A 22692-nucleotide genomic window follows, 5' to 3' on the forward strand; every position below is an offset into this window, starting at 1 on the left:
CAATCTTAATTGTTATAATAGTTACCCCTGCTTATGACTTCATAACATGGATAAAAAACGGTTTCAAACCTGAATAATTAAAATCTACTTACGGAAATAAAACCCCTAAACCCGTTCCCGTTTGGGTTCGGGTTTTCTTATAATAAATAAACATGCAAAAGCCATTTCAAACATATTTTGGAGGTAAAGAAAGTTCTGGAACTTATCAGACTATCATAAACCACATACGCCCACACAAGTATTTTATTGAACCTTTCGGCGGCAATTTTACGATATCACGAAAATTGAATTGTGATTCTATAAAACTGATAAATGACCTATCTAAAGAGGTTTTTTTAAGATATCCAGAAAAGAGCCAAAAATTTAAGTTTTTCAATCTTGATTATAAAGAATTTCTTGCTGAAGTAAATACAGAACTGTCTGCACCAGCTGTCATATATATTGATGCTCCGTATCTGTTTGAGTCTCGTAAAAGCCAAAAGGAAATTTATAAAAAAGAGTTCGGCAACATTGATATGCATACAGAACTGTTAACGTTGGCCATAAAAATTTCAAAAAGATACGATGTACTAATATCTCATTACCCTCACCCTTTGTATTTTGAAATGTTGAACGGATGGAATTATACAGAATTTGAAAATTCAACTAGAAACGGAATGGCCAAAGAAGTACTTTGGTATAATTATGATGTTACCGAATTGGCCGATTATTCATATTTAGGGGATAATCGTATTGACAGACAAAGAATAAAAAGAAGGAAAAGGTTATTAGTAGAAAAATTAAAAGACCTTCCTACACTAGAACGTAACGCAGTTTTAGAAAGCCTTAAAGCTGAATTTTCCGGCAATTGAATACAAAAATGTATGCCCTGCAGGTAATTCCGGACCTGAATACATTTCTGTATATTCTGGAGATAAAAAAAAGCCACTCAATAGAGTGGCTTTTATATTCATTGGACATGAACAGAAAACTAAGTAAAGCCTGAACTATAACTTAGAATTATCATTATACCGCCACCTACTAAAATGGCATAAATTAAAATCTTAGCTCCAGCCTTATTAATGAAACTGGAGAGCCTAAGAAAAAAAGGTTTCTTGGTTGCTAATAATGCATTCCTTTCTAATAAAGATACCTGCATTTGTAATGAACTTACGGCCTGTTTTAAATGCCATATTTGAGCATTAGAAACTTCTAAAAGGGTTTGCACCTGAATAAGTTCTAAATGCATTGTAATTGCCCTTTTTGCCCCTATTTCTGTTAAATAAAAAAGCTTTGAACTATCTGTAAGGAATTGAGCCGCCGCCGTGGTACTTAATAGAAAACTTAAGGTAACAATGTTAAATAGCTTTTTCATCAATATACATTACAGTTTAGTTTTGGTATCTCATGGCCTAAATTATACCAGTCTGTAACGTTTACGGTAAAAGAAGTGCTTTGGCCTGCTCCTAAATTGGCTCGTGTGGTTTCGCCCCAAGTTATTGCCATTGTGGCTAGTGGATTATCACTAATATTCTTAAACTCTATTAAGTAGCTGCCTAATTCAGGTAAAAAACGATCTGAATGTTTCGGATGATTGTCCGCCCTTAAATTGCTCCCGTAATTTGGATGGTAACCGCCTTTGGTATCTTTTACATATAAGATTAAAACGCCGTTTGGGGAAAATACTTTGTACTCTATTTTTCCTATCACATTTGGCTTACTGTTGCCGTTTGCCCAATTGGTTGAATGAGTAGGAAAGTATGTTCTTATATAGCCGTTTCCGCCGTATGACGGGTTAGGGTAAATATTGCCGTTTGATAGTCCATACCACCAAAATAAACTTTCTCCGCCTGATATTTCGGCCTGTAAAGCAAAGTAATCTTTTGAGCCGTCCTGTTCTCCAGCCGCTCCAATGTAGATATTTGACGGAGCTGTAAGGCCATTATTTACCGTTGGCTCTTCTGGAGTACTCGAGATTGATTTATTTAACGCCGTTGTTTTGTTAGCCGCCTGAACGGTTTTATTTCTAGACGTATAAATCCAGTATATGATAAGCGACAAAATCAAAACAAGTGCTTTAGGGTTCATCCAATTAGTAATTTATAGGCCGTTCTATTCCTGTTTTGGAGGTAAATTTAAAATGAGATAACAAAACCGCTTTTTCATTTTCTAAGCTGGTTTGAATACTATCTATTTCTAAGATTCTTTCGTAGTCACCTATTTGGGCATCTGAATAGATTACTGGCTTAATTTCTACCACCTTTTTAGGCTCTTCTTTTTCATTGCTGGCAAACGAACCTAAAGAAATGGCTGCAAGGGTTATTAGACTTAATAAAGCTTTCATATTACTTAGTATTTACGGTTAATTCTTTCAAAGAATCGTTTTCTATGGCTAGGTAAATTTTGCCCTCTATAGGTTCAAATTCTGCACTAAAAAAAGCCTCTGGAGTAATTACTATTGGGCTGTGTTCGCCTAGGCCAATAGTACCTTTGATTTTATCAAACAATGGCTTTGTAATGGATACGTTTTCTTGTTCCATGTTGAAATTTTTAGGAGCTGGTACAAAGTCCGTTCCTGTTTTCTTCTTATAGCTGTCAAGGTCTAAAGCACTTGATAAATGCCCTGAAAAGGTATCTATGTTAATATGTAAATTCATGTCAATAAAAAAGTTAATAGTTGAAAATTTGATTTAAAACGTTCTGAACCCCTAGGCTGTCTATACCTTCAAAGTCCTTATAGGTTACGCTGTCAAGCTTTGCCCTAATGCTGTCTTTAATAATAGATAGTTCTTTGTACCGCTCTAATGCTTCCACTTCTTGCACTTTGTAAAGGCTAATTTTGCCCCTATTTTCGTGCATCTCTATGGCTGGCTTGGTTAATGCTTCGCCTATGCTGGTTATGATATAGCCCACGCCTAAAACCAATGCAAATAGGATGATTAACCAAGCCCATTTAAAAGGGTTCTTTTCCATGCTGTTAAGCTATTTTCAAAGAGCCGTTTTCTATGTAAACATTTATCCTACTAGGGTCTGGCTCTGCTGCTGCATTGTCTATAAGCTTTGGAGCCTCCAGCGTTCCAGCCTTATCTTTTACAGCATCAAAAACCGCCTGTGTACAGCTTACAGAATTGCAGTTAAAAAAACGTTCGTCTGTGTTGTGCTGGCTTTGGAACTCCGTTTGGCCTTCCTGTAGATTGTTTTCATCTTCTATAGAAGACATGAGGCCGTGACGTTTAGAAAAAATTGCAAATATGTTCATCTTAAAAATAAGTTTTAATGTTAAAAATTAAGGTTGCATAGCAAACCACTTGAAGGCCGTTCCGTTCCAAAAGCCTCTGTCTCCTGTGGTTGGGTCTAGAACGTGTTGGCCTACTGGTAGCCACGTTAAATTGTATGGCACGAATTCAGATAATTCTACTGGTAAAACCACCAAACTATGTATTTCTATTTCATCAAATTGGGAATAAAAGTATACTTTAAAATAATTTGTACCGCTTACCATTGAATTAGAAGAACCTTCAATTGGCATCAAATAAGATATATACCTAACAAACTGCAATCCATCAGTTGTATATATGCAATTTTGAAGACCTATAGACGCTCCTGTCTCTGTATAATTTACAAATTTCACCCTTCCCGATGGCGATTTTACAAAAACAGACATTTTCATTAATCTATCAATAGGCTTAAATACTTTAGTTTCGTTATAATAGTACTTGTTTAATGTTGATGATTTAAGTATGACCTTTCTGCCGTCTGGCTCTCTGTTGCTAATGTCTAAACCATCAGTCCAGTTAATACTACTATCAAGCTCACCAGCTCCATTGATTAAAAGGCTATTCAAATAAGGGACTTGATTGTTTACCTTTGCCCCTGCTATAATTTTTATATAGTAATTCCCTGCATAATTGCCGCCAATATTAACTTTTAAGGTATTAGCCGTATAATCTGTAATAGTTACGGGATATTGGATATTATAGGTCTGATTTATAGCCGAAACAATAATATCTTCTGGATTTGTTAAATTAAGATTATGCGTTATTAAAGTAGCTGTATTTTGAGCAAAACTTTTAGTTTCTTTATAAAACAAACTAGGTAAAATGCTTGCATCCGTTCCCTTGTCACCTTTAAAACTAACCGCTGAACCTCCAGCCATTACCAGTATTTTGTGATTCCCTGCCGTACTTCCTGCCGCTAATGTTAAAGACAAAGTATTTGCTGTAAAATTGCTGGCTTTGAAGTAGTAAAGGTTTTCATTATCTGCCGACCTTATGAGCTGGATAATTACGTTTTCTGGATTCGCTAACCCTAAATTATGTGTGACCGTAACCGCCACTCCTCCCGTAAGACTTTTTACTTCGTTGTGGACTGCAACGGGAAATTCTGAACCGTCGTTTCCTGTGTCACCTTTAACACCTTGAATACCTTGTACACCTTGGATTCCTTGGACACCCTGTAAACCTTGAATTCCTTGGTCGCCTTTATCGCCTTTAAAGTCTGATTCTGAACCACCAGCCGAAATAATAACTTCGTATGTTCCTGCATATTCTGGAGGCAATGAAGACGAATTTAACCGAACCTGTAGGCTGTTAGCTGTTTTGTTTAGGACTGCATTCCATGAAATAAAATTTCCATTCCATCCCGTACCACCTACCACATTTAAGGCTCTTACCTCAACTTTTACATTTTCAGGATTTGATAGGCCGAAACCATGGGTAAAAGTTCTAGTTTGTATGTATTCCGCTAAGGTGTTAGCCGTAAAAGTGAAACGCTTAACAGCCACGGGAAATTCTGAACCGTCATTTCCTGTATCTCCTTTTAGCCCCTGTAGGCCTTGTATTCCTTGGATACCTTGTATTCCTTGTATTCCTTGGATACCTTGAATGCCCTGTTCGCCTTGTAGTTTGGTTCTTAGTGTAATATCTGATTTTACACGCTCCACCCACTTTTCAAAGTCTACATTTGATTCTATATTGACATTTGCATTTCTACTTTCTGCCTGTGCTTTGAACAGTTCAGAAAGTGCCAACGCTCCCACGCCTAAAACTGCTATTTTCTTAAAATTTGCCATTCTTTTAGTTTTTACGCCTTAAGTAATAACTAAGGCCAATAATTGAAATAATTAATATGATACTTACCAGCTCCGAACTAATGCCCGAAAACAGATTTAAACCGCTACTGGAATTAGAAAAATATAGTTCGGCCTCTGCTTTACGCCTGTTAATAAGTCCGTTTTTATAGGTCTGATTACTACCCCATTCTATTACAAACTGCTGTGAAATAAAGGCATTGTTTGGGTTTGCATTTACCATGCCTAAAAGGACTGTATTTTTAAACCTTGATACGCCCCTATTATAAGCATAGGATACTAAAGCATTAAATTGATTTTGGGTCAATTTTGAGGTTATTAAATTATCTACCTGTCTCGCAAAATCATCCGCTATATAAAGAAATAATTGTTCGCCCCTTTGCTTTGTTATTCTGTCTCCAGCCCTAACGGGTTCGCCGTTTTCATAAAAGGTATTTCCGTAGCCAATAGCCCACACTATGCCGTCATTATAGGCGTATTCCCTAAAAGACTCCTTTACCCTTATAAACTCATAACCTGTATTATCTAGCTTCATATCACTAATTTTTAAATCAACCTTACTGCACCCAATAGAAACAATTAAGAGTAAGAAACTAAGCCTTTTTAATGCCGTCAATGTGTACCAAGTAGTATTTACCCCCATTCGCTTTATCAGTTGTATAAACATTAGCCCAAACGCCGTTTTTAATACCTGCAATGTCTTGATTTATTAAAATTGTAAATATGCCATATTCCGTTTTTGAGTTGCCTAGCTTAACGGTTTTCTGTGTGCTTACGTCCCTTATGCTATGCCCTAGCTTAACGGTTATTTTGTCGCCTGTTTTAAAGCCTCCGTAACTTTCCACGTTCTGACTTTTTGAGGCTGGCAAACCTTCATAAATCCTTATGAACTCATCAAAAACCCCCTCTGATGCTAAGACATTTTTTAGCTCTTTATTATAAAGCACTTTGAACGCTTTAGCCACTGCACTAAAATTTTTCAAAGCGTTCATTTCCTTTGCTATTTTCCAGCAAGCCGCCTCATCTGTACCGTCTGGTAAATGGCCTATAAAAGGAATCTCGATTTCCCAATATGGATGAAAAGCATCATTCAATCGAACCGCAAAATTTGATTCTGGAAGTGTACCGGTTAAATACTTATTTCTGTTAATAGCATCTATTTGCTTTTTGATGAAGACAAAAGCCACCAATGCAATAATTACTGTCTTTAATTGCTTATCCTTAAAAACTCCTTTTATGGAATCTTTGAAAAAACCGCCAATAGATAGGGCTATTAATAAATAAGGATTCATTTTATTTTAGGTCTAATTGTTTCGCCGCTTTACTAAGATTATTGAAAATAGTAATTGGGTTTTTACTGCTACTGTTGTTCAACATTTTAACCATGTCTCCCATAACTTCTTGATTTTTGGGCTTGGCTAAAAATGGTAGTATGTCGGTGTTTGATGTTAAAAGGCCATTCAGTTTTTTTAAACTTTCTGTGCTTTCGTCCTCATTCCCCTTAAAATTAGCCATCCAAATGGCTGCAAAATTTCTTACTTCTTCTGTGTATTTTTCCATGTCCTTTGGAATCTTATAATTTAAAATCTTTGAATCTATCTTTCATTAGTTCGGCTGCTGACATAGCCGTTTCTACTTTGTCCATCACATCGCCGTCATTATCGTTTTCCAGTTCATCAAACTTATTTGAAACCACTTCAATAAACTTTTGGAGACGGTTTTCTAAAGAATTGACCTTTTCAACCATATTCTCCCATCTGGCTTCTTGTCTGCCTGCCTCATAAGCCTCTTTTCTTATTTTCTCTATATCTAACATACTTGAATTACCTAAACCATTTGTAAATCCATTTTCGAACGGATACCAGACCGCCCCCCTGCTATTGCTTGAATCTGCTGAAACCACTAAGGAAAATTTACCTTCTCCTATTACGTCCAATGCATTTACAAAATGTTCAAAGGCCGCTTGCGGTGTGGCAAGGTTAGTACCTCCAGCAACCTTTTTTTTAGAGCTGTTTTCCACTCTGTAATAATTTGCATTATTACTTTCAAATACCTTTTTTATCTTTTCTAAATCCATGTCCTTTGGGTTTATGAATCCACGACCTCAAAGGCCGTGGATTGTTAAAACATTCACTTAGCTTTTAAGCAATTTTTATTTTGCTTACCAGCCTTTCTTTTAGTCCGTTTCGCCTCACTATTTCATTTTTGGCTTCCACGTACTTTTTCATTTTCAGCTCGTATTTATCCCAAGTGCTTTGAGCCGCTCCAATTCTCGGTTTTTTGGGCATTTTTATTTTTGCCATGATTTTCTAAAAATTTAAAGATTTATAAATAGGGTGCTTTGCGGCCTGAAACAGACGGCAAAGCGAACCCTTTTTGAATTAAGCCAATAGACCGCCTAAAATAGACTTTCCTTTGCCTCTGCCTGTTTTCTTAGGCTTAAGAAGGAAAAAGGCCGCTACCACAATTCCAACAGCCAACCAAGTGTTTGCTTTTACCCAGTCAACTATTTTGTCTAGTCCCGGAGCACTTCTTACAATTTCGTCTTTTACGCCGTCACCGTCTGAATCTCCGCCCGCTTCTGCTTCAATGTCAGAAGTCAAAACGTAATACTTATTACCAAACTCTTGGTCAAACTTTTCAGTCCATCCTGTAGGCGTAGAAAAGGCTGCTGGCTGGTTAAAGCCGTTTCCGTCCGTACCTTCTGCAAGTGTTGACAAATCCGCCTCCGCATAAGTACTATTTCTGGTAGAATAGCCTTGTGTTACGTTGGAATCCATTAAAAGCTGACGGCCTCTAATTACTACCGTTAAAGGAAAAGATTTAATAACCTGAGCCAAATACAATTGGCCTCCAGTTGTAAAAGACATTGCTTTTAGAGGATGATTTTTTGTTGAAGGAAAAGCCACCCCTAAGACATTCCCGTTTACTGCTGCTGGCATATTTTATGCTATTTAGTTTAAAAATTATTTGAAAAATTATTTACTCTTTTTTGAGCCGCTACCTAGTCCAAAAAACAACAGGACACCGACACCAATTAATAAAATGCTATTTTGGTTTAGGCCTAAAAACGTACTACTACTATCTGCTGTAGATTCTCCCAAACCACTAGAATATTGGTCAAAACCAGTAGTGCTAAAAGTTCCGCTATAGATGTCGTTTTTAGATTTTATTACGCCTGACTGCACTAATGCACTTAAAGCTTTTGTCCCATATTCTAGAATATTATCTAAAATGGTTTTCCATTTTTGATTACCTGTGGTTACCGCTTTATCTACAGCATCACCGAAACCCTTTTCATTTAGCCCGATATTTTGAGGCAAAAAATTAGGAGTTTGAAAACCGAAAACAAACGGCGTTTGCCCACCAAAACCAGCCCCAAAAGACTGATATTGACTAAAAGGAGAAATAGAACCGCCTGAACCTATATTATACATTTGCCGCTATTTTAAATGGTAATTTTATTGAATCTGAAAATGGAAAGTTTATTCCTAGGCTGTTAATCGTTCCTTTGTAGCCAATTGAAAGTTCGCCGTTTGCCGCTTGGTTTTTAATGCTTTCACCTAAAGCCGCTATTTCTAAAAGTCCTATTCTGATAGTAAAAAATATTTCAGTATTCCCTTTTCTGGCTACCTGTGAATCGTTCAAATAAGCCACTCCTACCTTAGTATTACCTACATAGGCAGAAACGTTCGCCGAATTTATAGGCACTCCCACGGCACTAGGATTGATTATATTTAAAGACTGAACCCAAGAAATTTGAAAGTTTTTTCCTGAAAAGTTTCTAATCTTTCCAAGCGTAAAAACCAGCGAATTTGCAGCATTGTAAAGCATTACTAGGTATATGAATACTAGCCCTACCAATACTATTTTTATCTGTTTACTGCTCATTTTCTGAATCTCTTATAAAGTATAAAGGCCACTACTAAACCAACCGCCCAAGGAACATAGGTATTAAAATCTGCTGGAGGCTCTTCTTCTTCTGTTGGAGGTTTTTCGCTTCCGTCAGCAAAAGGCAAAACGTCATAAACAACCGCTACATTAAAATCAAACTCCTCTATAAGTGCCAAAGCATTACGCCTGTATCCTGAAATTTTCTTATTCCTGCTGTTATTGTACCAACTGAAAACTATTTCATGACTGCTATCATAGAGCTGAACCTGTTTTACATACTTACCGCCGCTCTTTGTTATCTCCTTATTATAGGCTGTTAGCTTTTCGGTAAATGACTTTGTATAGTCTGCTGATTGAAATGTTTCTAAGAACTTTCTTGCTGGCGTTGTTACTTCATTACTCCATGAATTAAATTTTTCGTCAATTGTATCATTGATTGCATCCAATTCTAGCACAATGGCTTTTTGTCGTTCAATCAATGATTCTTTTGTGTTCATTCCTTTTTTTTCTTGGATTCAAAACAAGCACATAAAAGGCACTTTGTCCGTAAAGAATCGGACACTATGTCATACTAATTGCATACAATTTCGTAAATTTATGACATGATGTCATGTATTTTAATTAGCAACTAGAATGAGTAAAAGAAACATTGGAATTTTGCGTTGGAGCAAATCAGAAATAGCAAATATGTTAGGAGTTACATACCAAGAATTAAACAAACACCTACCAGAAACTATAAAAAGTCAATTGGAATGGGAAAAGGGTATTCAATATTTTAGAGACACACAGGCATTTACTATAATAAAATACTTTCGTGGCCTTATGACTGATGAAGAAATCAAAAAAATGCTATATCCTAAAGGTTTCTAATAGGCCACACCCTAGGAAATAGCACCTGTACCGATACTAGAAACGCCTTTAAACAAGCAAATAACAAACATTATGCAAACAATTAACGACCATCTGGTAAGCAAAATATTAAAGAAATCTGGTAACGAATACCGATTAAAACGGCCTATTGAAATACTGATAAAGAAATCTGTAATAGACGAACTAAAAAACGTCTATAAGCCTGAAAAGGAAACTGGAGGTATTTTAAAACTTCAAATAAATGGAGATTCAAAGCTGCTTTGTAATGGATTTACAGAGATAAAAAATAAAAGTCTTTCGGATTCTACCTATAACCCGAATTTAACCGACTGGAATAACGAGGTAAAAAGTACTTTAGATGCTGGATTTTTGCCTTTGCCTGTACATACACACCCTACAAAGCTAGGTTTACACTATTACGATTCTAAAAGAGTAAAGTTCTATCTTGGAAGCTCCAAACCAGACCGACAAATTGCAAGGCAAACCGAATTAGATAATTTGAATATGCCCGAGGCTATTTTTGTAAAAGACGAAAGATTTGGTTCAGGTTTTGGCTTAAGCCTTTTTGAAGGAACAATATTTCCTAACAGCATCACGGCCATATCTGACATTCAAATTGCCACGGCTGTAAGTGCTGGAATATTCTTTTACAGTAAAAAGCTTACTAGAAAGTTGCTTTACCTCCTTTTAGGTGTATTTCTGTTTGAGTTCATTAGGAGACCTAAGTATAGATACTTGGATAGTGGAGATTTATTGATAGATGTTAGTTATTAGCTAAATCTTTTTTCTGAAAACCATTCTTATGTAAACTCCTGAATCAGTCGTAAAGAAAACCAAGTCATTTCCGTCAAGATAAATTTCCTGTTCATTCTCTTTGAATAAGTAAACCTTGTTTTGAAACTCTTGAACTTCAATGATGTCAATTTCTTCATTAATAGAATCTGTACCTATAGTCAAATTGAAGTAAAATTTCTTATTTCCGTTTTTATCCTTAAATATTTGAGCCGAACCAAAAGCATTTATACTGGACTGTGGTAATGCAATCTGGTTTCCTGCGAAATCCAAGAAATTAGCATCATAGTTTCCAATCATTTGACTGAACAAGTCAGCCTGTGGGTCTGATTTTTCGCATGATGAAAGAAAACCTAAGCTTAGGATAGATAATAGAAGTAATTTCTTCATTGTGTTTTTTTGGTTTAGGCTGGCAATATACGGACGTACCGCAATTTTTAAAATTTAATTATTCTTATATTCCTTTATGTCCATTACCGCCCATACCGCTATATGGACGGACGGACAAAGTTCTATATAGGGAATGTGTCTGTCTGTCCAGATTTGAGTTAATTGTACTATAATAAGAAATATGGCTTAAAAGGCTTTAATGTGTTGTCTTATTCCTATAAAAAACCACCAATGGACAGGCATTAAGAACGAATGCCCTTTGTCCATTTTTAGATTATTCTGTAAAAGCCTTTGAAATTGGAGTTTTGCCAAATATTATTTTGTTCCAAATCTGGACAGACAGACAAAACCCTTAGATACCCCCCTGTCTGTCCAGTCCTGTCTGTCCAGACAAAAAACAGAATATTCTTTTGTTTCAATAAGTGAAATCAAAAACCGTTCGGTCTAAGAAAAGACCTAGCTTTCTTAAATAGATTTCTGTGGTCTGTATTGATTTATGTCTGTTAACCATCTGAATAACTCTAATGTCCATACCAGCCAAAAATGCCTGTATGTTTCCTGTATGTTTCCAGCTATACAAAACCGTTTTACGTTCAATATAAATACCCACTTCTTTACAAGCCTTATTATGCAAGTTTGTAGCCTCATTTACAGACGAAATATCAAAGCTTGGCACTAAGTCTTTACCGAATAAATATTTATCTCCTAAATTCCTTGTAATGCCTTCACTAATTATTAAGTCTAACAATGGTTTAATAATCGGTACGGCTGCTGTTCTTTTGGTTTTGGCTATACTGGCTGAAATCTTAATAGTTCTGGTATTTAAATCAATGTCAGAAACTTTTAATTTTCTTAATTCTGCTGGCCTTATATAACCGTAAAAAATGAACCTTGTAAAAATAAATAGGCTAGGGTACTTATCTTTTAAATGAGCCTCCAGAATTTCCCGTTCATAGTCGCCAAATGGGTGATTAAATTCTGATTCCTGTACATTGTAGGTACTTCTAAGATTTAAGAACGCCTTGCATTCTGTATGCTTAAGAATGGCCTTTAAGTGGCTAATGTTGTTTTTTGTGGTTGTATCAGAATATTTAGTTTTTAGGTGACTTACAAAACTGTTTGCCTCCGTTTCTGTAATGTTGCCAAGCTTTCTGCCCTCGAAATAATTTGCTAGAAGCCTTGCCGATGTTCTGTAGGTGTCTTTTGTACGTTTTCTTAAATCTAAACTTTCGATAACATTATCAAGTCTAAAAAATATTTCGGTCTGCCTACCTAGATGCAGTCCGTCCTGTATTTTCTGGAGTAGGGCAAAAGCCCTTTTTGCCCGTGTTTGGGCTGGCCTAGCTGGTATCCATTCCCTATACCGAACTTTCCCCACGTAATAATCGATAAACCAGCGTTTTTTTAAATCTCCGCCGTGGTCGTGTAATGTTGCTTTTTTGATTGTATCAGTTTTTTGTATCACTTTGCCCGTACCTACTGATTTACAAGTAGATACGGGCTTTGGTGACGATGAGGAGAGTCGAACTCCTATGGGCTAAGCCCACCAGCCCCTCAAGCTGGCGTGTCTACCAATTCCACCACATCGCCGAAGAGGCTGCAAATCTAAAAAATCATTTAATAAGTTTTCTATCAATTCTTATCAATTATCCAAAAATCACTCTTTTTGCCAAATTGTATTTTTCCATTGATCAATAATCTCAACCAAATATCCTTTTCTCCTATCACATTTACTCTACTGCCTTCTGCCAGGTTGGAGCTCACGTCTGCACCCGCAGATGGAGCCTCCCGCAAGTAAATGTTTTGGTGTTTCACGATACCATGTCTAAAGTAGCCGTCAAGGTTTAGAATAGCAAAGCTCCCAAAGACCAAAAAGACGAAGCTCAATTTATGTCTTAAAGCGGTTTCTTCTCCTTTAAATCTTTTCAGCACCAAGACATAGAAACTGTAACTCACTATCAATATAAAGGCCATGCTGATCCATAAATAGTATCTTTCATAAATGAGTAAGATAAAATTAAGATCGCTTCTTCCATAACCATTAAAAGAGTTTTCTTCGGCCATTTTATTTATTTTAGAAAAAGTATTTTCCGACGGGTTCAGGTGAAAATATTCGCTTAAATAATAGATGGCCCTTGGAAAATCTCCTTTTTGCTCGTTAATGAATGCCAGTTTTAAGAAACAATTGCTCCTGTTTATGGAATGTTTGGCCAATAACTCTTCATAAAGGATAGCAGCCTCATCGTAGTTTTTATTCTTAAATAATGAATCTGCTTTCTTTGTAAATTGCCCTTGTCCTTTACTGTCAGCCACTTGTATTATGAGTATAAAAAAAAGTATGAAATATTTCACAGACGGACTTGGATGTTTAAACAGAACGTTATACTTTTGCATCGCATTTGAGGGAAACGGTATGAGATTCTGCAAATGTAAAGAGAAAAAATTGATTCCGTAGCTCAGTTGGTAGAGCAATACACTTTTAATGTATGGGTCCTGGGTTCGAGCCCCAGCGGGATCACGATTTATAGTTAAAGCGGCCTCTAACCGCTATAGAAGTGATAGAAACAGTTTTTTGAATACATAGCGAACGGTAGCAAAAAAGGGAACAATTGGCATGATAAGTGTACACGGCAAAAGGAACGATATAAACCTAGCCATGATCAATAAAATAAGCCTAAACTTTTGGGGGAGAACCTCCAGAGGGTCGAAGACCATTGTCAACCTCCAGCTCCGAATTACCGTAAACGGTGAACGTGAAGAAATTGGGGCCCTAAACATCAAGTTGCCTAAATCCGATTGGATACAAAGAACACAAAAGGTTCGAGGTACGAATCCCTCAGCCTTGCAGCTAAATTTAAGGCTGAATACTATTAAATCCGATATACTGTCAATTTACAATCATTTTGAAGTAAATAAGACAATCGCAACAGCCGCACAAATCAAAGCCCTTTATAGGGGCGAGGTTAAGGCTAGGTTGAACTTTACGGAACTATTTAATGAATACTCGCAATCAAAAAAAGGGTTGTCTAAGCTTACCTTGAAGGGTTATAAGCGTCGATACTCTAAATTGTTTGAATTTGTAAACAAAAAAATAATGCCTGATGAAGTTGATGTAAAAGTCATTAATCGCCTGGGCCACGAAATGAAAAAGCGGAATTACAGCGATGCGTATATCTACAAATGTAAGGCAGCAATTAAAATGCTGATTGATTTCGGTAACGATTGCGGACTCATAAGCGGGCAGTCAATTGGCGGCATAGAACGGAAGAATAAAATTGATATTACACATTTATCTATTTTTGAACTAGAGCTTCTCAGGGGTTTAGAAATTGCCACAATTCAAAAGGACATCGACGTCTTTTTGATTGGGTGTTATACCGGAATGGCGTTTTCTGACATTATGCGATTTACTGCGGACATTATCGTATTTATAAACGACAGGGAGTTTATCAGAGGTAAATGGTTAAAGACAGGCTCAGGGTTCTTTTTGCCGTTGTTTAGCGAGGCGAAGAACATTTTAGAAAAGTACAACTACATTATACCAAAGTTGTACAATAATAAATGCAATAAGAACATTAAGATTGCCTTAGATGTGATAGGGGTTAAGAAGTACATCAAATTTCATTACTCTCGAAAGACCTTTGCCAACTATTGCCTTAATCACTTGTTGTTATCCAAGGACACAACCGCGAAAATGATGGGTCAGAAAGACACAAAAGAGCTGGATGTTTACGCAGATGTGACAATTTACAGAGTCATAGAAGAAACCAAAGTGGCTGCTTGATGAAAGAGGTAAATAAGACTCTAAAAGCCATTTCCACACAAGGAAACAAAACTACTAAGCTGGATATTTTGAATTTTATAAGAGCCAATCCAGACGAATCATATTTGGAAAAGATTATTCTTAACCTGAAAATAAATAGAACAGTAGCCCTAGACGCAATCAAAGGGCTACTTTCTACTAAATTAATTCAAAAGAAGAACACCAACACCCAAAAGCCAATTATTTACGAATTATCACCAAAGGGGAAAAGGGTTTTATTTGATGTTTTGGGGTGGGGTTAGTTGAGTGTGTATAGGTAAAACTAAAAGACTACTCAGAAGTGAATCTTGTCCATTGTCCTGTTCCATATTTTTCATTGACTTCTCTAACAATATCCTCCCCCTTAGATTTATCTGTGTAAAAACTTCCTAGGGGCTGCTCGTGATTGTAAACGTGTATCCAGTTATAGTGCATAATTTTAGGTTTTATTTAAGTTTATTCAATTTCATTTCAATCGTTCGTTTATAATTTTCTTAAAGTCCTCAAAATTATGTTTGCCGTATTGCTCGGCTATGATGTCAGCGATTTTGTTTGCCAGCTCAATAGCTGACAAATCGGCTTTTCGTACTGCTTTTTCTAGTTTCATTGGTCTGGTTTAAGTTTATCAATCCTTTCCGCTTCCTTCTCCGCGGCCTCATTTAAAAAAGGTTTTAGGTGGTCGTAGTGCCTAGTCTCAACCCTGACCGAAATAGTTTTATCTTTCGTTCGGGTTTTGGCTGGTCGTCCAATCTTTTTCCCTTTTCCTGCGGTTCGCTTGCCTCCCCATTTCTTATTGGTTTCTAATGCTTTTTTTAGTTCTTCGGTCATTTGGTTTGTGTTTAACAAGGGTCGCACGTTTCGTAAAAATTATAATCATAACTATCATCTTCTGACTGTTCTTCTTCCTCGTCGGCTTTGTCACAACAGGCTTCACACCACATTTCATTACCCATACGCCATAAGTAAGCCCCATTTTCAGGGATATTATTGCATATGTCACATTCTAAAATTCTTTGTGTTACTCTTTGTCCCATATCATTTGTATTTCATTATAACCAGAATTAGCAATCTTATCAACATTGGCTTATTGTCTCGAATTAAATCATAGTCAATATGCCTCAACTCAATGTACTTACCTCGGTCTAATTTGCGGATTTCCTGAAGAAGTGGTTAACACCCCGTGAATTATTTATCTTAATGGGTTTGTAATTAAGCCTAACCTTTCCCCACCTTGTTCAGAAACAAAGATGTGATTGCCTCCAGCCCCTACAATTGTGTTAGGCATGTTAGACTTAAGCTTACAAATAAACCCTTCTCTGTTTGTTGCGTTTAAAGCATCATTATAAGCGTTCTCTAAATCCCCAGCTCTTAATTTGTTAGTTGTTTCGATTGATAGTTTCATTTCTTTGATTGTTTAATTGTTACTGCATTTCAAAGTACGTCATTCTATTTGATATTTGCAAACATAAAGCAAGAAAAGATGAAACAATATTTTTATCACCCACTTATCGCCCAAACTATCGTTTATTTCTTTGATTTTGGGTGATAAATTAATCCCCTTCCTCGGTGCTTACATAATCATCGATACTGTACCCGTAATTGACCAGGGTATTATTTATAGCGTACCAATAATGAATTGGTATTTTTCGATTGCCTGCCATAGCCTGAGCAATTACATTTCCCTTGCAGCCGGTCTCCTTCTCTAAAGCGTTTATAGAGATTAAAGGGTGTTCTTTTAGGAAATCAATAAAGCTGTCCGATTGGTTGAACATTAAATCTTCGTTATCTTGCATCGTCTTAGTTGTTTAAACACCCCGTTCATTGTGTAGATGTTCGGGGTGTTTTTGTTTTAAAATACGTTTCTGTCTTCTCTTGACATCTTAATGAACTCTTTTCTTGAATACCTTTCAGTTGTTCCATTAAGCATTTTAAAATAGATATTCCCTTTTGTGTCTATCCCGTATTCAGAGACATAAGAATTTAGCTTTCCCATCACTTCATAAAGTTCATTAGCTGAGCCTACACGGAATGGTTTTTCGATTTTGATTTGAGCTTTCATCGTCTTAATTGTTTAATTGTTGTTGTTAAAGCTCCTACTTTCTTGCGATTTCGGAGCGACTAAGGTTTTTAAGCAAATGTATATTTAGTGTTTTTGAAAAGATTTGAATTAGAATTACCCTCTTTTACCTCATCAGCAGTGGTTGAGTAAATCCCTTTTGTACTTGATATTTCAATTGATTTGTTACTAGGGAAGTATTTTTTCTTACTTACAAAAAAGACAGTATTTGACCTTTCATCATTAATGACCTCCTTTGAGTTTCCTCGTCTTAATATTTCTAATTGAGATTTTGGGAACCAGTCCTGAGACCTTGTAGTCTCTTCCATTTGCTCAACATTGCCAACCTCTGTTTCGATAAGCATTGCCATTTCTGTTTCCTTGATAACCTTACCCCATGTAGCTAACTTTTTCATTGTCTTAGTCGTTTATGTCGTCACTTCGTTGTTCCGACATTTCAAAGATACGAAAACGATTGAATATGTAATAATATAATTACAATACTTTAAGTATTAGTCAAAAGTTCTTTATTTTGTCATATAATTATTACAATAGTGCAATTCAGTAAATTAATTTTACTCGCTTGTTGCATAGTCTGGAAATACCAACTATATTTAGTTCTATTTTTGTCAGATAAGTAGGGTTGAGGGTGTACCGTTCTAAGTAAGGTAAAACGACGAAAAAACGACGATATGGCGGGAGGATACAGTAAAATTGATGGAGAGGATGGAAAACAATTTTCGTCAGAATACCAGCCTAAAAATAGGGGTCGGAAACCTAAGACTTTCACCATGTTTAATGCAAAGATGAAAGAGGAAGGTTTTGAACCTTTATCCAAGGAGCAACTAATTGAAGCCTACCAAATAATTTTTTCATTGGACGAACTGGCTATTAAAGAAATAGCAAACGACAAAGAACAACCCTTGTACCTCAGATTGATAATAAAAGAAATGACCGACGACACAACCAGGTCGAAGGCATTAGCCGATTTTAGGGATTATGTATTTGGTAGGGCTATGCAGTCTATTACAAGCAAGGTTGAGATTTCAGAACAACCACTATTCCCCGACTAATGGCGTTTGAGCGAACAACGGCAATAAACAAGATTAAAGCCCTAAAAAAGCCAATTAAAGGCGTTCAGGGTGGAACGTCGGCAGGAAAGACCTATGGAATATTGCCGATTGAAATTGATTTCGCTATAAAACACCCCAATACATCTATTTCAGTAGTTGCCGAATCAGTTCCACACCTCAAAAGAGGTGCAATAAAGGATTTTAAGGAAATTATGATTGATACTGGTCGATGGATTCAAAGCCACTGGCATAGTACAGATTCACGTTACACCTTTGCGAACGGCTCTTATATTGAGTTCTTTGGGGCTGATGACGGAAAGAAGCTAAGAGGGGGTAGGCGTGACAGATTATACATGAATGAGGCAAATAATATGCCTTTTACTGCCTATACTGAGTTAGCGGTACGAACAAAAGGGAGTGTGACAATGGACTGGAATCCTACTAGTCCATTTTGGTTTCATGAAGAATTACAAGGAGATAGCGACGTTGATTTCTTAATTATCAACTACCTAGATAATGAAGCTTGCCCACGATCAGCAATAGACTTTATCTTAAAGGCTAAAGAGAAAGCCAAGTCTTCCAAATTTTGGGAAAACTGGTACAACGTTTACGGCCTTGGGCTAATTGGCTCATTGGAGGGGGTAATTTTCAACAACTGGAAACAAATCGACACAATACCGCCAGACGCACAGCTATTTAGCAGGGGGCTTGATTTTGGATACACAAACGACCCTACCACAATTGCAGACATTTATAAATGGAACGGCAAGTTGATACTAGACGAAAGGTTATACCGGACTAAAATGGTCAACCCTGATATAGTCAACTTTGTAAAACAGAATATCGACGACAATATTTACATTGTTGCCGACTCAGCAGAACCGAAAAGTATTGAAGAAATCAAAAGGGGCGGGGTTAGAATAAAAGGAGCAAACAAAGGAAAGGACTCAATCATGCACGGCATCCAAAACTTGCAGCAGTATGATTTATTAGTAACCTCGAGATCTACTAACTTAATAAAAGAGCTAAGGAATTATACTTGGGACACAGACAAAGAAGGAAACAACCTAAACAAGCCCATTGACTCCTATAATCATTTAATTGATGCGGTTCGGTATGGTTGTGAGAGCTTATTAAAACCAAAATATTCTTGGGCTGTTGGATAATTGGTAAATGCCAACTATATTTGAATATCCAAAACGCACTAACAGCCCAATAACATCAAGTTAAATGGCTGGTTTCTTCAGTAAAGGGCGAAAGCCAACAACACAAAGCCCATCTGAGCCTAACAAGTTCAATGAGGTTATCTTTCAGCATTCTTTCCAAAATATACCGATTCCGTCTATTATTCACAATAGCAAGCAGTATGTCGACGCTATAAAGACCAATCCACCATTATACACCGTAACAAACTGGAAGGCCAGCAAATCCAGTCAAATAAAGCCACTAATCCTTCAAGATAAGCCAGAAAACAAGAGCGACAAGAAGGAGTTTCACAAATGGAACGGAATCTATACAAACCCATACGAGCTAAGGCAGCTAAAAAAACTCAGGACAAAGGCGTTTGAGGATATGCCAATGGACGAAATAGGGGTAAAATCCGACTTAGTGAGTCTTAAAAAGATACTAACTAGGCCAAATGAATACCAAACATGGGCTGGCTTTATGTATGCGTCAAGTATGTATAAAGACAATGGATGGATTGCGTTATATGGAACAAGGTTAGAAAAGTCTTTAAATAGCGGTAGATTCCATAACCTTTACAATCTACCCACTCACCTAGTTGAGATAGTTGCCAGCGGAAACCCGGTAGACCCTATTTTGGGTTATAGGTATAGAAGTAACCCAAATGTCACAATCTTAAAAGAGGACGTAATACGCATTTCTTCCGAAAGTCCAGAACTAGACATGAACGGAGGGCACTTGTATGGGGTTTCTAAAATACAGGCTGTATGGCCTTTAATTAAGGCGTATACACAGGCGATTGAAAGGGAGTATTCTTCATTTGCTGGTGGTGATTTAAGAGCGTTGATTACCCCAAAAGACGGAGACAATCCTATTCCTAATGATGAATCTGGAATATTCCAAAAGTTTAGAGACAGTATAGTTAGGTCGCTGAGACAGAAAACATCTCAATTGATGGCGGTAATTGGCTCACCTATAGAGGTGACACAACTACAATCAAACCTAATCAGGGGCGTGACGTCTGACGCAAAGAAAGAAGCGAAAGAGGATATTTCTGCATTGTGGAATTTCAACGCACAGGTTATTTTCCCTAGTAGTGGTGGCACAACCTACGACAACCAAAGGTCATATATTGCCAGTTGTTTAAGAGATGGCGTTTTTCCTGACCTTATAGCGATAGAGGAGCACTTAAGAGAATACGTAATCCAAAACTATCAAGGCTATTCAATAGCGTTCGATTATGACGTTTACGAAGAACTCGGAAGGGATTTGGCTAAAGAAGTGGAAATGTTGTCAAAGGCTGACTTTATGAGCGACAACGAAAAGAGGCTATACATAGACTACGAAGCCCTACAAGACGAAAGAGCCGAATTGCCACAAAAGTATTGGGATATTTCAATACCTGACCCGTTGCCGTTAGATGAATAGACCAGGCTATAATAAACTATACAACGCAGCAGAAAGGCGAAACGTTAATGTCGTTTATAATCACCTGAAAGCGATTTATAAATATTACATTGATGTGATTCAATTCCAGTCCGCAGAATCCGCACTTGCTCAGGTCGAAAGAGTGAGCCGTTCGGATTGGGAGGAACTACTCGTCAAGATTTACACCAAGGAGTCTTTGAGCTTTTACGACTGGCAGAACGCAGAGTTTAAAAGGATGTCCGGAAAGAAGGACTTTATCCTTCCTGAATTAGCAACTGGCTTCTTCTCCGAAGTTTGGAAGCAAACAATACTAAGGGCGATAGGCGGAGCAGCCACTCAGGTAAAAATATCAACACTACGAAATACTACCATCAACGACCTTAGAAAGGTTTTGGGTTTCATTGTTGAGCAACGTGTCGGAAGTCGTGAAGGTGCTAGGGTGTTGCAAAAACAACTAGGAATAGTAAAAAACAGAGCCAGAACCATCGCACGAACAGAAACGACCTATGCGGCATCATTCGGAACAACTGAGGCGGCTAATTCAAGCACATTGCCTTTGGAAGGGGTTTGGTTGGCGACTAGTGACGCAAGAGTTCGGAATTCGCACATATCACTAAATAATACAAGAAAACCAAAGGGCGAATATTTTCAAGTTGGAGCTAGCCAAATGCTTTACCCCTGCGACCCGAACGGAGCAGCTAAAGAGTCGGTAAATTGTCGGTGTTCTATTGCTTATGTGGTTGATGAGTCGAGGTTGAATTAAGATCCTTCTTTCAAGTCGCTGCAATAACCGAAAGCTTCTTCATAGCTTTCAAATTCAAAGATAGCAAAGTCTATGTCTGAGACTGCATCATCATCTACCCCCTCATGTTGTGTTAGGCACGTAATAGCGTGATCCATGATAATATCAACGCTACCCGTTACGGTAAAAGTTAACGCAGACTCCATGCGACAAAAGTTTTCATCCCAACAACGTTCTGTTTCAAAAGATACGAATACGCTAGGAGACTCGCACAAAGCAAACAGCTTAGACTCTAGCCACACCTCCACCATTTCACATGACTCGTCTGCGTTATCATACTCTAATACAGGTATATTACTAGGTACAACCTTGTCGCAAAGCGTTAAGCTTATTTTATACATTCTTCTTGACTAATTATTGGTCTTTTCATTTGTCTCCAAGTAACTTTCTTAGTATCGATTGCTCATGTTCGCTAAATTCACTATGGAGCTTTTTCGCCAGCCTAACATCGTCTTCTTTGCTGTGATTAGCCCAAAAACCTACAAGGTCAATAAGTCCGCTTCTGCTCGCCCGTGTTATTATCTTATTCGCAATGCCCTCTTTTTCGAGTTCTGTAATAATAGCACAAAGTCCAGCCTCTAGGCTCTTATTTCTATTCATCAACTCAGATATGATCTTTTTGTCCTCTGGATTGTCAACCACAATTCGACTACTGTCGTTTCTACTGTCGTAACAAGGCATATTTATTGGTCGCTTTCCCTTTCCTTCTCAGCCTTTTCAACTGCTGCGGTGATTTCTTCGAGTGTTTTCAATGTTCAGTATATCTAATAGGTTGAATAGATTTATCCTCATTAGGCGACTCTGATAAGCCAATAGCCAAAAGTTCGGTTTCTACCATTGTTGTAAACCTATGATCCCCAACCATGCCACTGTTACGTATAATCCGAACCCCTATCACTGGATACAAGCCATGCATTTCTTTTGTGATTTCAAAATCGGCAACAAGGCAATTGTCTTTTAATTTTACAGACTTAGTTTCGCCCAACTTTGCGGAACGGTCGAAGTCTTTCAGGATCGGAACCCCTTTTCCTTCATTTATAAAGTTAATGCCTTTTAGCCCTATTTTTACCTCTCCGTCAGAAGAGCCCTTTTCAATTATTACCTCCATATCAATTATTAAAAATATCAAACCCCAATTTCTTAAGGCGATTGGTTTCTTTCTTGTAAACAATGATTTTTAAAATATAAGCCGTTCCAAGGGCTTCGAACCCTGTTGTGATGCAGCCGTTTTCCATTCTGGGGTCAATAGAGCCGAATTTGTCACGCATTACATCAACGTCAAAGTTAGCTTGGCGGGTTTTCTCCATTTCCACTAATTCATTAATTAGTAGC

General features: G+C 37.2%; 40 protein-coding genes and 2 tRNA genes. 10 read left to right on the forward strand and 32 right to left on the reverse strand.

What is annotated here, in order from left to right; translation table 11 throughout:
- The first annotated feature begins 152 nt into the window (after positions 1-152).
- Positions 153-851, forward strand: coding sequence for a DNA adenine methylase (locus ACTBZY_RS11770; protein ID WP_463046541.1), 699 nt, complete (start codon positions 153-155; stop codon positions 849-851).
- A 119-nt stretch (positions 852-970) separates the two neighbouring features.
- On the opposite strand, the gene ACTBZY_RS11775 is transcribed toward ACTBZY_RS11770, so the two are convergent.
- From ACTBZY_RS11775 to ACTBZY_RS11850, 16 genes are all read right to left on the reverse strand, one after another.
- Entirely contained in the window at positions 971-1354 is a 384-nt protein-coding gene (locus tag ACTBZY_RS11775; protein ID WP_463046542.1) for a hypothetical protein, read from the reverse strand.
- Positions 1354-2067, reverse strand: coding sequence for a hypothetical protein (locus ACTBZY_RS11780; RefSeq protein ID WP_463046543.1), 714 nt, complete (start codon positions 2065-2067; stop codon positions 1354-1356). Before ACTBZY_RS11780 ends, ACTBZY_RS11775 begins: the two co-directional genes overlap by 1 nt.
- A 4-nt stretch (positions 2068-2071) precedes the next feature.
- The gene (locus ACTBZY_RS11785; protein ID WP_463046544.1) at positions 2072-2323 is read right to left on the reverse strand and encodes a hypothetical protein; all 252 of its coding nucleotides are present in this window, start codon (positions 2321-2323) and stop codon (positions 2072-2074) included.
- Between the two features lies 1 nt (position 2324).
- Entirely contained in the window at positions 2325-2636 is a 312-nt protein-coding gene (locus ACTBZY_RS11790; RefSeq protein WP_463046545.1) for a hypothetical protein, read from the reverse strand.
- A gap of 13 nt (positions 2637-2649) precedes the next feature.
- Entirely contained in the window at positions 2650-2952 is a 303-nt protein-coding gene (locus ACTBZY_RS11795) for a hypothetical protein (RefSeq protein ID WP_463046546.1), read from the reverse strand.
- Between the two features lie 4 nt (positions 2953-2956).
- Complete coding sequence (locus tag ACTBZY_RS11800) at positions 2957-3238, reverse strand: hypothetical protein (RefSeq protein ID WP_463046547.1); 282 nt, start codon at positions 3236-3238, stop codon at positions 2957-2959.
- Positions 3239-3265: 27 nt separating this feature from the next.
- The gene (locus ACTBZY_RS11805; RefSeq protein ID WP_463046548.1) at positions 3266-5050 is read right to left on the reverse strand and encodes a hypothetical protein; all 1785 of its coding nucleotides are present in this window, start codon (positions 5048-5050) and stop codon (positions 3266-3268) included.
- 4 nt (positions 5051-5054) lie between these two features.
- Complete coding sequence (locus ACTBZY_RS11810; protein WP_463046549.1) at positions 5055-5603, reverse strand: lysozyme; 549 nt, start codon at positions 5601-5603, stop codon at positions 5055-5057.
- A 58-nt stretch (positions 5604-5661) separates the two neighbouring features.
- Complete coding sequence (locus ACTBZY_RS11815) at positions 5662-6360, reverse strand: hypothetical protein (protein WP_463046550.1); 699 nt, start codon at positions 6358-6360, stop codon at positions 5662-5664.
- A 1-nt stretch (position 6361) separates the two neighbouring features.
- Entirely contained in the window at positions 6362-6628 is a 267-nt protein-coding gene (locus ACTBZY_RS11820) for a hypothetical protein (protein WP_463046551.1), read from the reverse strand.
- Positions 6629-6641: 13 nt separating this feature from the next.
- Entirely contained in the window at positions 6642-7145 is a 504-nt protein-coding gene (locus ACTBZY_RS11825) for a FliH/SctL family protein (RefSeq protein ID WP_463046552.1), read from the reverse strand.
- 64 nt (positions 7146-7209) lie between these two features.
- Positions 7210-7371: a hypothetical protein gene (locus ACTBZY_RS11830; protein WP_463046553.1), complete on the reverse strand. Its 162-nt coding sequence runs from the start codon at positions 7369-7371 to the stop codon at positions 7210-7212.
- A gap of 78 nt (positions 7372-7449) precedes the next feature.
- A complete protein-coding gene (locus ACTBZY_RS11835; protein WP_463046554.1) occupies positions 7450-8010 on the reverse strand; it encodes a hypothetical protein in 561 nt (186 codons plus the stop codon).
- 36 nt (positions 8011-8046) lie between these two features.
- Complete coding sequence (locus ACTBZY_RS11840; protein ID WP_463046555.1) at positions 8047-8505, reverse strand: hypothetical protein; 459 nt, start codon at positions 8503-8505, stop codon at positions 8047-8049.
- Positions 8498-8959 carry a hypothetical protein gene (locus ACTBZY_RS11845; RefSeq protein ID WP_463046556.1) on the reverse strand — a complete coding sequence of 154 codons (462 nt, stop codon included), beginning with the start codon at positions 8957-8959 and terminating at the stop codon, positions 8498-8500. The genes ACTBZY_RS11840 and ACTBZY_RS11845 overlap by 8 nt, the downstream gene beginning before the upstream one ends.
- Positions 8956-9459 (reverse strand): hypothetical protein, encoded by a 504-nt coding sequence (locus ACTBZY_RS11850; RefSeq protein WP_463046557.1) that lies wholly within the window; start codon positions 9457-9459, stop codon positions 8956-8958. Before ACTBZY_RS11850 ends, ACTBZY_RS11845 begins: the two co-directional genes overlap by 4 nt.
- 136 nt (positions 9460-9595) lie before the next feature.
- Here ACTBZY_RS11850 and ACTBZY_RS11855 point away from each other — a divergent pair, with 136 nt between their 5' ends.
- Together ACTBZY_RS11855 and ACTBZY_RS11860 are read left to right on the forward strand one after the other, a co-directional pair.
- Positions 9596-9832 (forward strand): hypothetical protein, encoded by a 237-nt coding sequence (locus ACTBZY_RS11855; RefSeq protein ID WP_463046558.1) that lies wholly within the window; start codon positions 9596-9598, stop codon positions 9830-9832.
- A 72-nt stretch (positions 9833-9904) separates the two neighbouring features.
- The gene (locus tag ACTBZY_RS11860; RefSeq protein WP_463046559.1) at positions 9905-10606 is read left to right on the forward strand and encodes a hypothetical protein; all 702 of its coding nucleotides are present in this window, start codon (positions 9905-9907) and stop codon (positions 10604-10606) included.
- Here the strand turns inward: ACTBZY_RS11860 and ACTBZY_RS11865 are convergent, their stop codons facing one another.
- The 4 genes from ACTBZY_RS11865 to ACTBZY_RS11880 form a co-directional block, all read right to left on the reverse strand.
- Complete coding sequence (locus ACTBZY_RS11865; protein WP_463046560.1) at positions 10607-11014, reverse strand: hypothetical protein; 408 nt, start codon at positions 11012-11014, stop codon at positions 10607-10609.
- A gap of 415 nt (positions 11015-11429) precedes the next feature.
- Positions 11430-12479 (reverse strand): tyrosine-type recombinase/integrase, encoded by a 1050-nt coding sequence (locus ACTBZY_RS11870; protein WP_463046561.1) that lies wholly within the window; start codon positions 12477-12479, stop codon positions 11430-11432.
- Between the two features lie 39 nt (positions 12480-12518).
- Positions 12519-12604 (reverse strand) — tRNA-Leu (locus tag ACTBZY_RS11875).
- Between the two features lie 42 nt (positions 12605-12646).
- Entirely contained in the window at positions 12647-13327 is a 681-nt protein-coding gene (locus ACTBZY_RS11880) for a hypothetical protein (protein WP_463046562.1), read from the reverse strand.
- A 132-nt stretch (positions 13328-13459) separates the two neighbouring features.
- Here ACTBZY_RS11880 and ACTBZY_RS11885 point away from each other — a divergent pair.
- The 3 genes from ACTBZY_RS11885 (at position 13460) to ACTBZY_RS11895 (ending at position 15079) form a co-directional block, all read left to right on the forward strand.
- Positions 13460-13532: transfer RNA gene (locus tag ACTBZY_RS11885), tRNA-Lys, on the forward strand.
- 138 nt (positions 13533-13670) lie between these two features.
- Complete coding sequence (locus tag ACTBZY_RS11890) at positions 13671-14798, forward strand: phage integrase SAM-like domain-containing protein (protein WP_463046563.1); 1128 nt, start codon at positions 13671-13673, stop codon at positions 14796-14798.
- The gene (locus tag ACTBZY_RS11895; protein ID WP_463046564.1) at positions 14798-15079 is read left to right on the forward strand and encodes a hypothetical protein; all 282 of its coding nucleotides are present in this window, start codon (positions 14798-14800) and stop codon (positions 15077-15079) included. The genes ACTBZY_RS11890 and ACTBZY_RS11895 overlap by 1 nt, the downstream gene beginning before the upstream one ends.
- A gap of 28 nt (positions 15080-15107) precedes the next feature.
- On the opposite strand, the gene ACTBZY_RS11900 is transcribed toward ACTBZY_RS11895, so the two are convergent.
- The 8 genes from ACTBZY_RS11900 to ACTBZY_RS11935 all read right to left on the reverse strand — a co-directional run bounded on the left by ACTBZY_RS11900 (position 15108) and on the right by ACTBZY_RS11935 (position 17288).
- A complete protein-coding gene (locus ACTBZY_RS11900) occupies positions 15108-15251 on the reverse strand; it encodes a hypothetical protein (protein WP_463046565.1) in 144 nt (47 codons plus the stop codon).
- Positions 15252-15282: 31 nt separating this feature from the next.
- Complete coding sequence (locus tag ACTBZY_RS11905; protein ID WP_463046566.1) at positions 15283-15423, reverse strand: hypothetical protein; 141 nt, start codon at positions 15421-15423, stop codon at positions 15283-15285.
- Positions 15420-15644, reverse strand: a complete 225-nt coding sequence (locus ACTBZY_RS11910; protein ID WP_463046567.1) for a hypothetical protein — start codon at positions 15642-15644, stop codon at positions 15420-15422. Before ACTBZY_RS11910 ends, ACTBZY_RS11905 begins: the two co-directional genes overlap by 4 nt.
- A gap of 11 nt (positions 15645-15655) precedes the next feature.
- Positions 15656-15850 carry a hypothetical protein gene (locus ACTBZY_RS11915; RefSeq protein ID WP_463046568.1) on the reverse strand — a complete coding sequence of 65 codons (195 nt, stop codon included), beginning with the start codon at positions 15848-15850 and terminating at the stop codon, positions 15656-15658.
- A gap of 155 nt (positions 15851-16005) precedes the next feature.
- Positions 16006-16218: a hypothetical protein gene (locus ACTBZY_RS11920; RefSeq protein WP_463046569.1), complete on the reverse strand. Its 213-nt coding sequence runs from the start codon at positions 16216-16218 to the stop codon at positions 16006-16008.
- A gap of 148 nt (positions 16219-16366) precedes the next feature.
- Complete coding sequence (locus tag ACTBZY_RS11925) at positions 16367-16609, reverse strand: hypothetical protein (protein ID WP_463046570.1); 243 nt, start codon at positions 16607-16609, stop codon at positions 16367-16369.
- 56 nt (positions 16610-16665) lie between these two features.
- Positions 16666-16875, reverse strand: coding sequence for a hypothetical protein (locus ACTBZY_RS11930; protein ID WP_463046571.1), 210 nt, complete (start codon positions 16873-16875; stop codon positions 16666-16668).
- 68 nt (positions 16876-16943) lie between these two features.
- Entirely contained in the window at positions 16944-17288 is a 345-nt protein-coding gene (locus tag ACTBZY_RS11935; protein WP_463046572.1) for a hypothetical protein, read from the reverse strand.
- A gap of 276 nt (positions 17289-17564) precedes the next feature.
- Here ACTBZY_RS11935 and ACTBZY_RS11940 point away from each other — a divergent pair, with 276 nt between their 5' ends.
- The 4 genes from ACTBZY_RS11940 (at position 17565) to ACTBZY_RS11955 (ending at position 21321) form a co-directional block, all read left to right on the forward strand.
- Entirely contained in the window at positions 17565-17945 is a 381-nt protein-coding gene (locus ACTBZY_RS11940) for a hypothetical protein (RefSeq protein ID WP_463046573.1), read from the forward strand.
- A complete protein-coding gene (locus ACTBZY_RS11945) occupies positions 17945-19111 on the forward strand; it encodes a PBSX family phage terminase large subunit (RefSeq protein ID WP_463046574.1) in 1167 nt (388 codons plus the stop codon). The genes ACTBZY_RS11940 and ACTBZY_RS11945 overlap by 1 nt, the downstream gene beginning before the upstream one ends.
- A 64-nt stretch (positions 19112-19175) precedes the next feature.
- On the forward strand, positions 19176-20558 hold the full coding sequence (locus ACTBZY_RS11950) for a phage portal protein (protein ID WP_463046575.1): 1383 nt from the start codon (positions 19176-19178) through the stop codon (positions 20556-20558).
- Positions 20551-21321 (forward strand): phage minor head protein, encoded by a 771-nt coding sequence (locus ACTBZY_RS11955; RefSeq protein ID WP_463046576.1) that lies wholly within the window; start codon positions 20551-20553, stop codon positions 21319-21321. Before ACTBZY_RS11950 ends, ACTBZY_RS11955 begins: the two co-directional genes overlap by 8 nt.
- Here the strand turns inward: ACTBZY_RS11955 and ACTBZY_RS11960 are convergent.
- The 4 genes from ACTBZY_RS11960 to ACTBZY_RS11975 all read right to left on the reverse strand — a co-directional run.
- Entirely contained in the window at positions 21318-21506 is a 189-nt protein-coding gene (locus ACTBZY_RS11960; RefSeq protein ID WP_463046577.1) for a hypothetical protein, read from the reverse strand. The two genes, ACTBZY_RS11955 and ACTBZY_RS11960, sit on opposite strands and share 4 nt — an antisense overlap.
- A gap of 220 nt (positions 21507-21726) precedes the next feature.
- Positions 21727-22041, reverse strand: a complete 315-nt coding sequence (locus tag ACTBZY_RS11965; protein WP_463046578.1) for a hypothetical protein — start codon at positions 22039-22041, stop codon at positions 21727-21729.
- A gap of 67 nt (positions 22042-22108) precedes the next feature.
- Positions 22109-22468, reverse strand: a complete 360-nt coding sequence (locus ACTBZY_RS11970; protein WP_463046579.1) for a hypothetical protein — start codon at positions 22466-22468, stop codon at positions 22109-22111.
- A gap of 1 nt (position 22469) precedes the next feature.
- Positions 22470-22692, reverse strand: a 223-nt coding sequence (locus tag ACTBZY_RS11975; RefSeq protein WP_463046580.1) for a hypothetical protein, incomplete at its 5' end; no start/stop codon positions are given.

It is taken from the genome of Arcticibacterium sp. (genome assembly GCF_055134445.1).

Coding starts and splice junctions, on each gene's coding strand:
- ACTBZY_RS11790 (WP_463046545.1), bottom strand. CDS start 2,636: ATGAATTTACATATTAACATAGATACCTTTTCAGGGCATTTATCAAGT.
- ACTBZY_RS11775 (WP_463046542.1), bottom strand. CDS start 1,354: ATGAAAAAGCTATTTAACATTGTTACCTTAAGTTTTCTATTAAGTACC.
- ACTBZY_RS11800 (WP_463046547.1), bottom strand. CDS start 3,238: ATGAACATATTTGCAATTTTTTCTAAACGTCACGGCCTCATGTCTTCT.
- ACTBZY_RS11945 (WP_463046574.1), top strand. CDS start 17,945: ATGGCGTTTGAGCGAACAACGGCAATAAACAAGATTAAAGCCCTAAAA.
- ACTBZY_RS11955 (WP_463046576.1), top strand. CDS start 20,551: ATGAATAGACCAGGCTATAATAAACTATACAACGCAGCAGAAAGGCGA.
- ACTBZY_RS11850 (WP_463046557.1), bottom strand. CDS start 9,459: ATGAACACAAAAGAATCATTGATTGAACGACAAAAAGCCATTGTGCTA.
- ACTBZY_RS11855 (WP_463046558.1), top strand. CDS start 9,596: ATGAGTAAAAGAAACATTGGAATTTTGCGTTGGAGCAAATCAGAAATA.
- ACTBZY_RS11895 (WP_463046564.1), top strand. CDS start 14,798: ATGAAAGAGGTAAATAAGACTCTAAAAGCCATTTCCACACAAGGAAAC.
- ACTBZY_RS11970 (WP_463046579.1), bottom strand. CDS start 22,468: ATGGAGGTAATAATTGAAAAGGGCTCTTCTGACGGAGAGGTAAAAATA.
- ACTBZY_RS11905 (WP_463046566.1), bottom strand. CDS start 15,423: ATGAAACTAGAAAAAGCAGTACGAAAAGCCGATTTGTCAGCTATTGAG.
- ACTBZY_RS11965 (WP_463046578.1), bottom strand. CDS start 22,041: ATGCCTTGTTACGACAGTAGAAACGACAGTAGTCGAATTGTGGTTGAC.
- ACTBZY_RS11785 (WP_463046544.1), bottom strand. CDS start 2,323: ATGAAAGCTTTATTAAGTCTAATAACCCTTGCAGCCATTTCTTTAGGT.
- ACTBZY_RS11900 (WP_463046565.1), bottom strand. CDS start 15,251: ATGCACTATAACTGGATACACGTTTACAATCACGAGCAGCCCCTAGGA.
- ACTBZY_RS11835 (WP_463046554.1), bottom strand. CDS start 8,010: ATGCCAGCAGCAGTAAACGGGAATGTCTTAGGGGTGGCTTTTCCTTCA.
- ACTBZY_RS11795 (WP_463046546.1), bottom strand. CDS start 2,952: ATGGAAAAGAACCCTTTTAAATGGGCTTGGTTAATCATCCTATTTGCA.
- ACTBZY_RS11830 (WP_463046553.1), bottom strand. CDS start 7,371: ATGGCAAAAATAAAAATGCCCAAAAAACCGAGAATTGGAGCGGCTCAA.
- ACTBZY_RS11860 (WP_463046559.1), top strand. CDS start 9,905: ATGCAAACAATTAACGACCATCTGGTAAGCAAAATATTAAAGAAATCT.
- ACTBZY_RS11930 (WP_463046571.1), bottom strand. CDS start 16,875: ATGAAAGCTCAAATCAAAATCGAAAAACCATTCCGTGTAGGCTCAGCT.
- ACTBZY_RS11865 (WP_463046560.1), bottom strand. CDS start 11,014: ATGAAGAAATTACTTCTATTATCTATCCTAAGCTTAGGTTTTCTTTCA.
- ACTBZY_RS11935 (WP_463046572.1), bottom strand. CDS start 17,288: ATGAAAAAGTTAGCTACATGGGGTAAGGTTATCAAGGAAACAGAAATG.
- ACTBZY_RS11810 (WP_463046549.1), bottom strand. CDS start 5,603: ATGAAGCTAGATAATACAGGTTATGAGTTTATAAGGGTAAAGGAGTCT.
- ACTBZY_RS11890 (WP_463046563.1), top strand. CDS start 13,671: ATGATCAATAAAATAAGCCTAAACTTTTGGGGGAGAACCTCCAGAGGG.
- ACTBZY_RS11925 (WP_463046570.1), bottom strand. CDS start 16,609: ATGCAAGATAACGAAGATTTAATGTTCAACCAATCGGACAGCTTTATT.
- ACTBZY_RS11825 (WP_463046552.1), bottom strand. CDS start 7,145: ATGGATTTAGAAAAGATAAAAAAGGTATTTGAAAGTAATAATGCAAAT.
- ACTBZY_RS11915 (WP_463046568.1), bottom strand. CDS start 15,850: ATGGGACAAAGAGTAACACAAAGAATTTTAGAATGTGACATATGCAAT.
- ACTBZY_RS11940 (WP_463046573.1), top strand. CDS start 17,565: ATGGCGGGAGGATACAGTAAAATTGATGGAGAGGATGGAAAACAATTT.
- ACTBZY_RS11950 (WP_463046575.1), top strand. CDS start 19,176: ATGGCTGGTTTCTTCAGTAAAGGGCGAAAGCCAACAACACAAAGCCCA.
- ACTBZY_RS11770 (WP_463046541.1), top strand. CDS start 153: ATGCAAAAGCCATTTCAAACATATTTTGGAGGTAAAGAAAGTTCTGGA.
- ACTBZY_RS11780 (WP_463046543.1), bottom strand. CDS start 2,067: ATGAACCCTAAAGCACTTGTTTTGATTTTGTCGCTTATCATATACTGG.
- ACTBZY_RS11815 (WP_463046550.1), bottom strand. CDS start 6,360: ATGAATCCTTATTTATTAATAGCCCTATCTATTGGCGGTTTTTTCAAA.
- ACTBZY_RS11845 (WP_463046556.1), bottom strand. CDS start 8,959: ATGAGCAGTAAACAGATAAAAATAGTATTGGTAGGGCTAGTATTCATA.
- ACTBZY_RS11820 (WP_463046551.1), bottom strand. CDS start 6,628: ATGGAAAAATACACAGAAGAAGTAAGAAATTTTGCAGCCATTTGGATG.
- ACTBZY_RS11805 (WP_463046548.1), bottom strand. CDS start 5,050: ATGGCAAATTTTAAGAAAATAGCAGTTTTAGGCGTGGGAGCGTTGGCA.
- ACTBZY_RS11840 (WP_463046555.1), bottom strand. CDS start 8,505: ATGTATAATATAGGTTCAGGCGGTTCTATTTCTCCTTTTAGTCAATAT.
- ACTBZY_RS11920 (WP_463046569.1), bottom strand. CDS start 16,218: ATGAAACTATCAATCGAAACAACTAACAAATTAAGAGCTGGGGATTTA.
- ACTBZY_RS11960 (WP_463046577.1), bottom strand. CDS start 21,506: ATGGAGTCTGCGTTAACTTTTACCGTAACGGGTAGCGTTGATATTATC.
- ACTBZY_RS11910 (WP_463046567.1), bottom strand. CDS start 15,644: ATGACCGAAGAACTAAAAAAAGCATTAGAAACCAATAAGAAATGGGGA.